The organism is Enterobacter sp. LU1 (assembly GCF_008271405.2).
GTDB lineage: Bacteria > Pseudomonadota > Gammaproteobacteria > Enterobacterales > Enterobacteriaceae > Enterobacter > Enterobacter hormaechei_C.
The window spans coordinates 3972745-3987170 of record NZ_CP043438.2 but is presented as its reverse complement, the minus strand read 5'-3'; the positions used below and the strand labels follow the sequence as shown (position 1 = coordinate 3987170).

Below are 14426 nucleotides of genomic sequence, written 5' to 3'. Positions count from 1 at the left end.
TCAGGTCACCGGCGCCGGGTTAAACACCGCCAGCGAGTTATGCAATCCCCATTGATCGGAGAAGGTTTTCTTCCGCCCGCTTGCCACATCCAGAATGAAGTGGAACAGCTTCCAGCCCACCTCTTCAATACTCTCTTCCCCGGTGGCGATGGTGCCCGCGTTGATATCCATTAAGTCATACCAGCGGTTTGCCAGCTCGGTGCGGGTCGCCATTTTGATCACCGGTACCGCCATCAGGCCGTACGGCGTGCCGCGCCCGGTGGTAAAGACCTGTACCGTAATGCCGGACGCTACCTGCTGGGTGCCGCAAACGAAATCACTGGCAGGCGTTGCCGCGTAGATCAGACCGCGTTTGGTTGGTCGCTGGCCAGGGGAGAGCACTTCCACAATCGCGCTCTGGCCGGATTTGGCAATCGACCCGAGGGCCTTTTCCACCACGTTCGCCAGGCCGCCTTTCTTGTTACCCGGAGACGGGTTGGCGCTGCGGTCGGTTTTGCCCATGTCGAGATAGTTATCGTACCAGGCCATCTCCTCCAGCAGGCGTTTGCCCACCTCTTCGTTGACGGCGCGCGGCGTGAGCAGGTGGATAGCATCACGTACTTCGGTGACTTCGGAGAACATCACCGTGGCGCCGCAGCGCACGAACAGATCGGAGGCATAACCTACCGCCGGGTTAGCGGTGACGCCGGAAAACGCATCGCTGCCGCCACACTGTGTCCCAACGACCAGTTCAGAGGCCGGGCAGGTTTCACGCTGGCGTTTGTTCAGCTTCTCCAGATGGCGCTCTGCCACCTGTAAAATGTCGTCGACCATCGATCTGAAGCCGACATGGTGTTCATCCTGAAGTCGCACAACACTGGCATCGTCAACCGGAATGGCTTTCACATCCTCCGTACCCTGCAACAGGCGTTCTGGCTGCAATTTTTCACAGCCGAGACCAATCACCATGACCTCACCGCCAAAGTTTGGGTTAAGGGCGATATTGTGAATCGTGCGGATCGGCACGACCGCTGCGGGCGCGTTGATCGCCACGCCGCAGCCGTACAGGTGGTTAAGACCCACCACGCCGTCAACGTTGGGGTATTTCGGCAACAGATCGCGCTCAATAATTTTCACCACATAATCCACTACGCCCGCCACGCAATGCACGCTGGTGGTGATGCCAAGCAGGTTTTTGGTTCCCACGCTGCCATCCGCGTTGCGGTAACCCTCGAAGGTATAACCCTCCAGCGGAGGCAACGGCTCAGGGACGCGGGTAGCCAGCGGCAACGACTCCAGCGGCGGGGCGGTGGGCAGCTCAACCAGCGACTCCTCAATCCAGCTACCCTGCGGGATAGCGCGCACCGCATAGCCGATGACTTCGCCGTAGCGCACGATTTCGCCCTGCGCCGGGATATCGACCAGTGCGACTTTATGCCCCTGCGGAATGTGCTCAATCAGCTCCAGGCCATCCGGAAAGCGGGTGCCAGCTTTTAAGCCATTGTCGTTGACAATAATCGCCACGTTATCGGTATCGTGCACTTTTATATAGAACGCCGTCGGCGACGCCTGTCGAATTTCAATATCGGCCATTGTTCACTCTTCTCCAGCAAAATATCTGATACTAAATATAGCCAGATGGTTAATTGTTTCTTATTGAGGAAATAAAGAATGCCAGGAGAGGAAAGGTGAGAATGTGATAGCGATCGCTCCCGAACCACTAATCGTTGATTCTGTGCATCAGCGCCCACTGTGTTGGGCATATGCTCAAAATAGCGTGCTACTCCCGTTGGATAATTGAGCATTGAGACAATGTGCTGCCGGGTGGTGACGATTATACTGAATGACGATTTTATAACGCCAAAATTCAGTCAGGAAAATAAATATAACGCTGACGCTGAGTCGGAATAAATAAGAAAAGCTACTGGCTAAAACTGCGGAATTAAAAAAGGTATAAGTAATGAGTAACGACATCTTCCCGAATAAATTTAAAGCGGCCCTCGCGGCGCACCAGATTCAGATTGGCTGCTGGTCTGCGCTGGCCAACCCCATCAGCACCGAAGTGCTGGGCCTGGCCGGGTTCGACTGGCTGGTGCTGGACGGCGAACATGCGCCAAACGATATCAACACGTTTATTCCGCAGCTGATGGCGCTGAAAGGCAGCCACAGCGCGCCGGTGGTGCGTGTGCCCACCAACGAGCCGGTGATCATCAAGCGTCTGCTGGATATCGGCTTCAACAACTTTCTGATCCCGTTTGTTGAAACGGAAGAAGAAGCGGTGCTGGCCGTGGCGGCGACCCGCTATCCACCGGAAGGGATCCGCGGCGTGTCCGTCTCGCACCGCGCCAACATGTTTGGCACCGTGCCGGACTATTTCGCCCAGTCCAACAAGAACATCACCATTCTGGTTCAGGTCGAGAGCCAGCAGGGGGTCGATAACGTCGACGCTATTGCCGCGACGGAGGGGGTAGACGGCATTTTCGTCGGCCCGAGCGATCTGGCGGCCGCCTTTGGTCATCTGGGCAACGCCAGCCATCCGGACGTGCAGCGCGCAATTCAGCACATTTTTGCCCGTGCCAAAGCGCACGGTAAACCGTGCGGCATTCTGGCGCCAGTGGAAGCCGATGCCCGCCGCTACCTGGAGTGGGGCGCAACGTTTGTCGCCGTGGGCAGCGATCTCGGCGTATTCCGCGCCGCCACGCAGAAATTAGCGGACGCTTTTAAAAAATAACCATCATTGAGGAAACAGATTATGACGCTGAAAGTGGGTTTTATTGGCCTGGGTATCATGGGCAAACCAATGAGCAAAAACCTCATCAAAGCAGGTTACTCACTGGTGGTTTTAGATCGGAATTCAGACGCGGTGGCAGAGGTGATTGCGGCTGGCGCAGAAACGGCGACAACCGCAAAAGCGATTGCTGAGCAGTGCGACGTAATTATCACCATGCTGCCAAACTCCCCGCACGTGAAAGAGGTGGCGCTGGGTGAGAACGGCATTATCGACGGCGCGAAGCCGGGTCTGGTGGTGATCGACATGAGTTCTATCGCACCGCTGGCAAGCCGCGAAATCAGCGAGGCGCTGAAAGCGAAAGGCGTGGAAATGCTGGATGCGCCGGTCAGCGGCGGCGAACCGAAAGCCATCGACGGCACCTTGTCGGTGATGGTGGGGGGCGATAAAGCCGTGTTTGACAAATACTACGACCTGATGAAAGCCATGGCTGGCTCCGTGGTGCACACCGGTGAAATTGGCGCAGGCAACGTCACCAAGCTGGCAAACCAGGTGATTGTGGCGTTAAACATCGCGGCCATGTCCGAAGCGCTGACGCTGGCCACCAAAGCGGGCGTTAATCCGGATCTGGTCTATCAGGCCATTCGCGGTGGTCTGGCGGGCAGCACCGTGCTGGATGCCAAGGCGCCGATGGTGATGGATCGTAACTTCAGGCCGGGCTTCCGCATCGATCTGCACATTAAGGATCTGGCGAATGCGCTGGATACCTCCCACGGCGTGGGCGCGCAGTTGCCGCTGACTGCCGCCGTCATGGAGATGATGCAGGCGCTGCGTGCGGACGGTCTGGGCACCGCCGATCACAGCGCGTTAGCGTGCTATTACGAAAAACTGGCGAAGGTTGAAATTGCTCGCTAATGACGTCCCGCCCGGTGGCGTTACGCTTACCGGGCCTACGGCTCAGGCATACAACTATGAAAATCGTAATCGCGCCAGACTCTTATAAAGAAAGCCTGTCTGCCACCGAGGTGGCGCAGGCGATAGAAAAAGGATTTCGGGAAATTTTCCCCGACGCTCATTACGTGTCTGTTCCCGTTGCTGACGGCGGAGAAGGTACGGTTGAAGCGATGATCGCCGCGACGCAGGGCACCTGGCAGCAGGCTGTCGTCACCGGCCCGTTAGGGGAAAAGGTGAAGGCCAGTTGGGGGATCTCGGGCGACGGTACCACCGCGTTTATCGAGATGGCCGCCGCCAGCGGCCTGGTGCTTGTTCCTCCCGCGCAGCGTAACCCGCTGGTCACGACGTCGCGCGGGACGGGGGAGCTGATCCTCAGCGCGCTGGATAAAGGCGCGCGCAACATCATTATCGGTATCGGCGGGAGCGCAACCAACGATGGGGGCGCGGGTATGATGCAGGCGCTGGGCGCGAAGTTTACGGATGCGAACGGGACGGAGATCGGCTACGGCGGCGGCAGCCTGATGGCGCTTAACCGGATTGATATTTCCGATCTCGATCCGCGTCTTCAGGGATGCGCAATCCGCGTCGCCTGTGACGTGACGAATCCGCTGGTCGGTGAAAGCGGCGCGTCGCGTATCTTTGGCCCGCAAAAAGGCGCCACGGAGGAGATGATCCTCGAACTCGACGCCAATCTTAGCCACTACGCCGGGGTGATCAAAAAATCGCTGCGCATTGACGTCAACCGGGTTCCGGGGGCTGGCGCCGCGGGCGGCATGGGCGCAGCGCTGATGGCCTTCCTGGGCGCTGAGCTGAAAAGCGGCATCGAGATTGTCACTCAGGCGCTCAATCTTGAAGAACATATTCACGATTGCACGTGGGTGCTGACCGGGGAAGGGCGCATCGACAGCCAGAGCATTAATGGCAAAGTGCCCGTAGGCGTGGCGAGCGTCGCCAAAAAATACCATAAGCCGGTGATCGGGATTGCCGGAAGTCTGACGCAGGATGTGGGTGTGGTGCATCAGTACGGCATCGACGCGGTGTTCAGCGTACTGACCAGTATCGGTTCACTGGAAGAGGCGTTCCAGGGAGCGTATGACAACATTTACCGCGCCTCGCGGAATATCGCGGCCACATTGCAGGTAGGCATGCGTAGCCAGGGGTGACAGCGGCGCGCAAACCCTCTATACTGCGCGCCGAAGCTGACCAGACAGTCGCCGCTTCGTCGTCGTCCCTTTTGGGGGAGACGGGCGGAGGGGAGGAAAGTCCGGGCTCCACAGGGCAGGGTGCCAGGTAACGCCTGGGGGGGAAACCCACGACCAGTGCAACAGAGAGCAAACCGCCGATGGCCCGCGCAAGCGGGATCAGGTAAGGGTGAAAGGGTGCGGTAAGAGCGCACCGCGCGGCTGGTAACAGTCCGTGGCACGGTAAACTCCACCCGGAGCAAGGCCAAATAGGGGTTCACATGGTACGGCCCGTACTGAACCCGGGTAGGCTGCTTGAGCCAGTGAGCGATTGCTGGCCTAGATGAATGACTGTCCACGACAGAACCCGGCTTATCGGTCAGCTTCAACTTCTTACGAAACCCCGCTTCGGCGGGGTTTTTGCTTTCAGAAGGTTGCAGGCCGGGTAAGCGAAGCGCCAAACGACATCAATTCTCAATTTTGCGACGCTAAGCACATTTCACTATTTGCCTGACTGTGTGTTCCTCTCATCTGCTGCGCATGATCGTAATCACAAAATTTAACGCTATAAAATTAGAAAATTTTAGTGTTGATAAGATGTTGTAAATGTTTAGTCAGTGATGCCGAATGTTATTCATTTGATAATTTAATATTGAATCTAAAAACATTCTTCTGGTGAATGTGTGATATATCCCACTCTTTAACCGGAAAGTGAATAAATATTCCTGGTAAAGTTGATAAACCACAAAAATGTTTTAAAGGAATAATGGTGTTTTATTAACCTTTAATTGCCTGAAAGATAGCCTTTATTAATATTTTTAAAGCAAAAAAATTCACGCTGGTTATTGCCATAAAATAAATTTATTACCGCGTTTTTTATTGATCAATATCAGCGTAAATGCGTATTTTTATTGTGATAAGCATTTGATTTATAAAGGCATAAATAGATTTCTGGTGCGATTGAAAACAGAGCGTCCTGGCAAATTGTGAGTAACAGCACATACCCCCTGAAACAATATTGGGTAGAATCCGCTGCGTCATAGGGAAATAAGCGCAGAATATTATGAATACTATTATTCTACCGAAAACACAGCACCTCGTGGTATTTCAGGAAGTCATCAAAAGTGGCTCCATAGGTTCTGCTGCAAGACAACTGGGGCTGACGCAACCTGCCGTCAGCAAAATCATCAGCGACATCGAATCCTACTTTGGGGTGGAAGTGATGGTGCGTAAGAACACCGGCGTAAAACTCACTGCCGCCGGTCAGGTGCTGCTGTCCTACGCTGAGTCGATCACCCGCGAAATGAAAAACATGGTGAGCGAGATTAACAGCCTCAGTTTCAGTACCGTCATGGACGTCTCTTTTGGCTATCCGTCGCTGATTGGCTTCACCTTCCTGTCCGGGATGATCAAAAAATTCAAGGAAGTGTTCCCGAAAGCGCGCGTCTCAATGTATGAAGCGCAGCTCTCTTCATTCCTGCCCGCCATTCGCGATGGCCGGCTGGATTTCGCCATCGGCACGCTGAGCGACGGGATGCAGCTTCAGGATCTTCACGTTGAGCCACTGTTTGAATCCGAGTTTGTGCTGGTGGCGAGTAAATCACGAACGTGCACCGGCCCGACCAGACTGGCATCGCTCACGCACGAGCAGTGGGTGATGCCGCAAACCGATATGGGCTACTACAACGAACTCCTGACCACCCTGCAAGACAACCACATCAGCATTGAAAACATCGTCCAGACCGATTCCGTCGTCACCATCTATAACCTTGTCCTCAATGCCGATTACCTGACGGTGATCCCCCGTGACATGATTGCGCCATTCGGCTCGGACCAGTTTATTGTTCTGCCGGTGGAAGATGAATTACCCGTGGCGCGTTATGCCGCCGTGTGGTCAAAAAATTACAGTATTAAAAAATCGGCGTCAGTATTAGTTGAACTGGCAAAACAATATTCGTCGATGAATATCGAAAAACGACGATAGAAATAATGATGATTTAAAACACCCGGAGCGACGCTTTTAACGCTCTGATACCCTGACTTTGCCTGAAAACAATGAATTATTATAACGAGGATATTATGCACATTACTTACGATCTCCCGGTGACCATTGAAGATATTCAGGACGCCAGAAAAAGACTGGCGGGAAAGATCTATAAAACCGGTATGCCGCGCTCGAATTATCTGAGCGAACGGTGTAAGGGTGAGATATTCCTGAAATTTGAAAATATGCAGCGTACCGGTTCGTTTAAAATACGTGGGGCGTTTAATAAATTAAGCTCGCTGACCGATGCGGAAAAACGCAAGGGCGTGGTGGCCTGTTCCGCAGGGAACCACGCGCAGGGGGTCTCTCTCTCCTGCGCCATGCTCGGCATCGACGGCAAAGTGGTCATGCCGATGGGCGCGCCGAAATCCAAGGTTGCCGCCACGCGTGACTACTCTGCCGAAGTGGTGCTGCACGGCGAGAACTTTAACGACACCATCGCCAAAGTGAGCGAAATCGTCGAGATGGAAGGGCGCATTTTTATCCCGCCTTACGACGATCCGAAAGTCATTGCCGGCCAGGGCACCATCGGCCTGGAAATCCTCGAAGATTTATATGACGTGGATAACGTGATTGTCCCCATCGGCGGCGGCGGTTTAATTGCCGGTATTGCGACAGCAATTAAATCCATCAACCCAACTATCAATATTATCGGCGTGCAGTCTGAAAATGTGCACGGAATGGCGGCATCGTATCAGGCCGGAGAAATAACCAGTCATCGTGTTACCGGCACATTAGCTGACGGCTGCGACGTGTCTCGCCCAGGTAATTTAACCTTCGAAATTGTTCGTGAATTAGTCGATGACATTGTGCTGGTCAGCGAAGACGAGATTCGCAACAGCATGATCGCGCTTATTCAGCGAAATAAGGTGGTCACGGAAGGTGCCGGTGCGCTGGCGTGCGCGGCGTTATTAAGCGGCAAGCTGGACCACTATATTCAGGGCCGAAAAACCGTCTGCATTATTTCCGGCGGCAATATCGATCTCTCCCGTGTTTCCCAAATTACCGGCTTCGTTGACGCATAAAGGATGACTTATGAGCAACACAGAAAGCATTATCGTTGGCCAGACAAAAACGTCCACCTGGCGTAAATCGGATACCACCTGGACGCTCGGCCTGTTTGGTACCGCCATTGGCGCAGGCGTGCTGTTCTTCCCCATCCGTGCAGGCTTTGGCGGCCTGATCCCTATCCTGCTGATGCTGGTACTCGCGTTCCCGATTGCGTTTTACTGCCACCGCGCGCTGGCGCGTCTGTGTTTGTCCGGCAGTAACGTCTCCGGTAACATCACCGAAACGGTGGAGGAGCATTTTGGTAAGACCGGCGGGGTGGTGATCACCTTCCTCTACTTCTTTGCCATTTGCCCGCTGCTGTGGATTTACGGCGTCACCATTACCAACACCTTTATGACCTTCTGGGAAAACCAGCTCCAGATGCCCGCCCTGAACCGCGGCGTGGTGGCGCTATTCCTGCTGCTGCTGATGGCTTTTGTTATCTGGTTCGGTAAAGACCTGATGGTGAAAGTGATGAGCTACCTTGTGTTCCCGTTCATCGCCAGCCTGGTGTTGATTTCTCTCTCGCTGATCCCGTACTGGAACTCGGCGGTGATCGACCAGGTTAACCTGAGCGATATCGCCTTCACCGGTCATGACGGCATTCTGGTCACGGTATGGCTGGGGATCTCCATCATGGTCTTCTCCTTCAACTTCTCGCCTATCGTCTCCTCGTTTGTGGTCTCCAAACGCGAAGAGTACGAACCAGAGTTCGGGAAAGAGTTTACCGAGCAGAAATGTTCCAAAATCATTGGTCGCGCCAGCCTGCTGATGGTGGCGGTGGTGATGTTCTTCGCCTTTAGCTGCCTGTTTACGCTCTCTCCGCAGAACATGGCGGACGCCAAAGCGCAGAACATTCCGGTGCTCTCTTACCTGGCGAACCACTTCGCGTCGATGTCAGGCAGTAAATCCACGTTCGCCACGGTGCTGGAATACGGCGCCTCCATCATCGCGCTGGTCGCTATCTTTAAATCCTTCTTCGGCCACTATCTGGGCACGCTGGAGGGGCTGAACGGTCTGATCCTCAAGTTCGGTTACAAGGGCGACAAGAAGAAAGTCTCCGTGGGCAAGCTGAACACCATCAGCATGGTCTTCATCATGGGCTCCACCTGGATTGTGGCCTACGCCAACCCGAACATCCTGGACCTTATTGAAGCCATGGGTGCGCCAATTATCGCCTCTCTGCTGTGCCTGCTGCCGATGTACGCCATCCGCAAGGCGCCTGCGCTGGCGAAATATAAAGGCCGGACCGAGAACATCTTCGTAACCGTGGTCGGACTGCTGACCATTCTGAACATCGTGTACAAACTGTTTTAAACCAAAGCTCAGGAAGAGCGGAGCCATACCATGATTGAGTTTCCGGTAGTACTGGTCATTAACTGCGGATCGTCCTCTGTTAAGTTCTCGGTGCTGGACGCCGCAGGCTGCGATGCCCTGATGACGGGCATTGCGGACGGCATCAACACAGAAAAAGCCTTTATTTCCGTGAATGGGGGGGAGCCGGTCAGACTGGCTCACCAGGACTACGAAGGGGCGCTGGCCGCCATCGCCCTGGAGCTGGAGAAACGCAACCTGATGGGCAGCGTGGCCTTGATTGGCCATCGCATTGCCCACGGCGGCGACCTCTTCAGCGAGTCGACCCTGATCACGGAAGAGGTGATGGCGCAGATCCGCCAGGTCTCCCCGCTGGCGCCGCTGCATAACTACGCCAACCTGAGCGGCGTGGAAGCCGCCGGGCGCCTGTTCCCCGGCGTGCAGCAGGTGGCGGTATTTGATACCAGCTTCCACCAGACCATGGCGCCGCAGGCGTATCTGTACGGCTTGCCGTACCGCTATTTTGAAGAGCTGGGCGTGCGCCGCTACGGTTTCCACGGCACCTCTCACCGCTACGTGTCGGCGCAGGCGCACGCGCTGCTCGGGCTCTCTCCCGATGACAGCGGCCTGGTGATTGCCCATCTCGGCAACGGGGCGTCCATCTGCGCGGTGCGTAACGGCGTAAGCGTGGACACGTCCATGGGGATGACGCCGCTTGAAGGACTGGTGATGGGCACGCGCTGCGGCGACGTGGATTTTGGCGCGATGGCGTGGATTGCCCGGCAGACCGGCCAGTCGTTCGAGGATCTGGAGCGCGTGGTCAACAAAGAGTCCGGGCTGCTGGGGATCTCTGGCATCTCCTCCGATTTGCGCGCGCTGGAGAAAGCCTGGCATGACGGCAGCGAGCGGGCGCGGCTGGCAATAAAGACCTTCGTCCACCGGATTGCGCGACATATCGCCGGTCATGCCGCGTCCCTGCACCGTCTGGATGGCGTGGTGTTTACCGGCGGGATCGGTGAGAACTCCGTGCTTATCCGCGCGCTGGTGGTGGACCACCTGAAGGTGTTTGGCATCATCCTCGACGAGTCCAAAAATGCCCTGCCGGGCAGCGCGGGCGAGCGCGTGATCTCCACCGAGTCGTCCCGCGCGGCCTGCGCGGTGATCCCTACCAATGAAGAAAAAATGATCGCACTGGACGCCCTCCGTCTTGGGAAGGTTACTCCGGCTGCGGCTTACGCCTGATAAAGCGAGAATCTGATGAAAGTAACAATCGATACGGGCGTCGCGCCTTACAGCGACGCATGGGCCGGGTTTCGCGGTGAAGAATGGAAAAACGCCATTAACGTGCGCGATTTTATTCAGCATAACTACACCCCTTATGAAGGCGATGAAGCTTTCCTCGCGCAGGCGACGCCAGCAACGACGGCGCTGTGGCAGAAGGTGATGGTCGGCATTCGTCAGGAGAATGCTACTCACGCTCCGGTGGATTTTGACACCAACATCGCCACTACTATTACCGCGCACGGGCCGGGCTATATTGATCAGGAGCTGGAGACGATCGTTGGCCTGCAAACCGACAAGCCGCTCAAGCGCGCCCTGCATCCGTACGGCGGGATCAACATGATCCGCAGCTCGTTCGAAGCCTACGGTCGCGAGATGGATCCGCAGTTTGAATATCTCTTCACAGACCTGCGCAAAACCCACAACCAGGGCGTGTTTGACGTTTACTCCCCGGAGATGATGCGCTGCCGCAAATCGGGGGTGCTGACCGGTCTGCCGGACGGCTACGGGCGCGGACGCATCATCGGCGACTACCGTCGCGTGGCGCTGTACGGCATCAGCTATCTGGTGCGCGAGCGTGAACTTCAGTTCGCCGATCTCCAGGGGAAACTGGAGCGCGGAGAAGATCTGGAGGCCACGATCCGCCTGCGCGAGGAGCTGGCGGAGCATAAACGTGCGTTGCTCCAGATCCAGCAGATGGCGGCGAACTATGGCTTTGATATTTCACGTCCGGCGATGAATGCGCAGGAAGCGGTGCAGTGGGTCTACTTTGCCTACCTTGCCGCAGTGAAATCCCAGAATGGCGGGGCGATGTCGCTGGGGCGCACGGCCTCGTTCCTTGATATCTACATTGAACGCGACATGCAGGCAGGACGGCTGAATGAGGTGCAGGCCCAGGAGCTGATCGACCACTTCATCATGAAGATCCGCATGGTACGCTTCCTGCGCACGCCGGAGTTCGACACGCTCTTCTCCGGCGATCCGATCTGGGCCACGGAAGTGATTGGCGGCATGGGGCTGGATGGCCGCACGCTGGTGACCAAAAACAGCTTCCGCTACCTGCATACCCTGCACACCATGGGGCCTGCGCCGGAGCCAAACCTGACGATCCTCTGGTCCGAACAACTGCCGATCGCGTTCAAGAAATACGCCGCGCAGGTGTCGATCGTCACCTCCTCGCTGCAATACGAGAACGACGATCTGATGCGCGCCGACTTCAACAGCGACGACTACGCCATTGCCTGCTGCGTCAGCCCGATGGTGATCGGCAAGCAGATGCAGTTCTTCGGCGCACGCGCCAACCTGGCGAAAACGCTGCTGTATGCAATCAACGGCGGGGTGGATGAGAAGCTGAAGATCCAGGTGGGGCCGAAAACCGAGCCGCTGCTGGAGGAGGTACTGGATTACGACACCGTAATGGCGAGCCTCGATCACTTCATGGACTGGCTGGCGGTGCAGTACATCAGCGCGCTGAATCTCATTCACTATATGCATGATAAATACAGCTACGAAGCCTCGCTGATGGCGCTGCACGACCGGGACGTCTACCGCACCATGGCCTGCGGCATTGCCGGGCTGTCGGTGGCGGCGGATTCCCTGTCGGCCATCAAATACGCCACGGTAAAACCGGTGCGCGACCACACCGGTCTGGCGGTGGATTTCGTCATCGAAGGCGACTATCCGCAGTACGGCAACAACGACGATCGCGTGGACAGTATCGCCTGCGATCTGGTTGAGCGCTTTATGAAGAAAATCCAGGCGCTGCCGACGTACCGCAACGCGGTACCGACGCAGTCGATCCTGACCATCACCTCCAACGTGGTTTACGGGCAGAAGACCGGCAACACGCCGGACGGACGTCGCGGCGGCACGCCGTTTGCGCCTGGCGCCAACCCGATGCACGGGCGCGACAGAAAAGGGGCGGTGGCGTCGTTAACCTCGGTCGCCAAGCTGCCGTTCACCTACGCCAAAGACGGGATCTCCTACACCTTCTCCATCGTGCCGCAGGCACTGGGCAAGGACGAGCCGGTGCGCAAAACCAACCTTGTCGGGCTGCTGGACGGATACTTCCACCACGAAGCGACCATTGAGGGCGGGCAACACCTGAACGTCAACGTGATGAACCGGGAGATGCTGCTGGATGCCGTCGCCCATCCGGAGAACTATCCGAACCTGACGATCCGCGTTTCAGGTTATGCGGTGCGGTTTAACGCCCTGACGCGCGAGCAGCAGCAGGACGTGATTTCGAGGACGTTTACGCAGGCGATGTAATACAGGCTTCATCTTCAGCCTCCTCAAATGGGGAGGCTTTTAATTTTGTGAACGTCGTCAATTTTAGAAAACTTACTCTCCTTTCTGCTATCCCGAAGTAATATTATTCTCTCGCTTTAGAAAATCCCTATAAAAGTTGTGACTTTTTTCTCCCGCGCTCCGGATATGATCTTCCCATATCAATAACTCACACCTGCACCCTCTGACTCGCAATCGCTGGCGATCGGAACCTTATAAAAACAACCAGTTACCCTACAAAATAAGCGAGTGCCCAATGAATATGGCAACAAACAGCAGTGTGATTGTGAGTGATTCCCCTGCGGCAAGGCGGGCGGGAATGAGCGAAAGCGAATGGCGAGAGGCGATCAAATTCGACAGCACCGATACGGGCTGGGTCATCATGAGTATCGGGATGGCTATCGGCGCGGGTATCGTTTTTCTTCCTGTGCAGGTCGGGTTAATGGGGCTGTGGGTGTTTTTACTCTCGTCGATAATTGGTTATCCGGCTATGTACCTGTTCCAGCGCCTGTTTATTAATACGCTGGCGGAATCACCGGAATGCAAAGATTACCCGAGCGTCATTAGCGGTTATTTAGGTAAAAACTGGGGCATCTTATTGGGTGCGCTTTATTTCGTGATGCTGGTGATCTGGATGTTTGTCTATTCCACGGCTATCACCAACGACAGCGCATCCTACCTACACACCTTCGGCGTAACCGACGGTTTGCTGTCGGAAAATCCGTTCTACGGCTTATTCCTGATCTGCATTCTGGTCGCCATTTCGTCGCGCGGTGAAAAACTGCTGTTTAAAGTCTCCAGCCTGATGGTGCTGACCAAATTATTTGTGGTGGCGGCGCTGGGGCTTTCGATGATTGGCCTCTGGCATTTAGCCAACGTCGGTATGCTGCCGCCGATGGGCCTGCTGATTAAAAACGCCATTATTACGCTGCCTTTCACCTTAACCTCCATTCTGTTTATTCAGACATTAAGCCCGATGGTGATTTCCTATCGTTCACGGGAAAAATCCGTTGAGGTGGCGCGTCATAAAGCGCTGCGGGCAATGAATATCGCTTTTGGCGTGCTGTTTGTGACGGTCTTTTTCTACGCGGTCTCCTTTACGCTGGCGATGGGGCACGACGAGGCGGTAAAAGCCTACGAGCAGAATATTTCCGCCCTGGCAATCGCAGCACAGTTCATCAGCGGTGACGGTGCGGGCTGGGTCAAAATCGTCAGCGTGATCCTCAACATTTTTGCCGTGATGACCGCGTTCTTTGGCGTCTATCTCGGCTTTCGTGAGGCGACGCAGGGCATCGTGATGAACATCCTGCGCCGCAAAATGCCGGCGGAGAAAATCAATGAAAGCACCGTCCAGCGCGGGATTATGCTGTTCGCTATCCTGCTGGCCTGGAGCGCGATTGTGTTAAACGCGCCGGTGCTGAGCTTCACCTCCATCTGTAGCCCTATTTTCGGGATGGTGGGCTGCTTAATTCCGGCGTGGCTGGTCTACAAAGTGCCCGCACTTCATAAATATAAAGGCGTATCGCTGGTGATTATTGTGATTACCGGGCTGCTGCTTTGTGTTTCTCCTTTCCTCGCCTTCTCATGAGGTTAAATAAGGTCGTAA

Annotated in this window: 10 protein-coding genes and 1 other RNA gene; 10 read left to right on the top strand and 1 reads right to left on the bottom strand. The window is 55.6% G+C overall.

Annotation, left to right across the window (positions count from 1 at the left end):
- Nucleotides 1-1572, bottom strand: a complete 1572-nt coding sequence (gene garD, locus FZF21_RS19040; RefSeq protein ID WP_017382436.1) for a galactarate dehydratase — start codon at nt 1570-1572, stop codon at nt 1-3.
- 367 nt (nt 1573-1939) lie between these two features.
- On the opposite strand from garD, the gene garL reads away from it, so the two are divergent.
- The 10 genes from garL to FZF21_RS18990 all read left to right on the top strand — a co-directional run bounded on the left by garL (nt 1940) and on the right by FZF21_RS18990 (nt 14408).
- Nucleotides 1940-2710, top strand: a complete 771-nt coding sequence (garL, locus tag FZF21_RS19035) for a 2-dehydro-3-deoxyglucarate aldolase (RefSeq protein ID WP_149121170.1) — start codon at nt 1940-1942, stop codon at nt 2708-2710.
- A gap of 21 nt (nt 2711-2731) precedes the next feature.
- The gene (gene garR / locus FZF21_RS19030; protein ID WP_017382435.1) at nt 2732-3622 is read left to right on the top strand and encodes a 2-hydroxy-3-oxopropionate reductase; all 891 of its coding nucleotides are present in this window, start codon (nt 2732-2734) and stop codon (nt 3620-3622) included.
- Nucleotides 3623-3678: 56 nt separating this feature from the next.
- Complete coding sequence (gene garK, locus FZF21_RS19025) at nt 3679-4824, top strand: glycerate 2-kinase (RefSeq protein WP_032672038.1); 1146 nt, start codon at nt 3679-3681, stop codon at nt 4822-4824.
- Between the two features lie 32 nt (nt 4825-4856).
- Nucleotides 4857-5233: RNase P RNA component class A (gene rnpB, locus FZF21_RS19020), an RNA gene on the top strand.
- A 672-nt stretch (nt 5234-5905) separates the two neighbouring features.
- The gene (gene tdcA, locus FZF21_RS19015) at nt 5906-6826 is read left to right on the top strand and encodes a transcriptional regulator TdcA (protein WP_006812085.1); all 921 of its coding nucleotides are present in this window, start codon (nt 5906-5908) and stop codon (nt 6824-6826) included.
- Nucleotides 6827-6921: 95 nt separating this feature from the next.
- A complete protein-coding gene (gene tdcB, locus FZF21_RS19010) occupies nt 6922-7911 on the top strand; it encodes a bifunctional threonine ammonia-lyase/L-serine ammonia-lyase TdcB (protein WP_023304478.1) in 990 nt (329 codons plus the stop codon).
- Between the two features lie 10 nt (nt 7912-7921).
- Complete coding sequence (tdcC, locus tag FZF21_RS19005; protein ID WP_006812083.1) at nt 7922-9253, top strand: threonine/serine transporter TdcC; 1332 nt, start codon at nt 7922-7924, stop codon at nt 9251-9253.
- 30 nt (nt 9254-9283) lie between these two features.
- On the top strand, nt 9284-10492 hold the full coding sequence (gene tdcD / locus FZF21_RS19000; protein ID WP_149121171.1) for a propionate kinase: 1209 nt from the start codon (nt 9284-9286) through the stop codon (nt 10490-10492).
- Between the two features lie 15 nt (nt 10493-10507).
- Nucleotides 10508-12802 (top strand): formate C-acetyltransferase, encoded by a 2295-nt coding sequence (pflB, locus tag FZF21_RS18995; RefSeq protein ID WP_017382432.1) that lies wholly within the window; start codon nt 10508-10510, stop codon nt 12800-12802.
- Nucleotides 12803-13076: 274 nt separating this feature from the next.
- Complete coding sequence (locus FZF21_RS18990; protein WP_017693942.1) at nt 13077-14408, top strand: amino acid permease; 1332 nt, start codon at nt 13077-13079, stop codon at nt 14406-14408.
- Nucleotides 14409-14426: the final 18 nt, after the last annotated feature.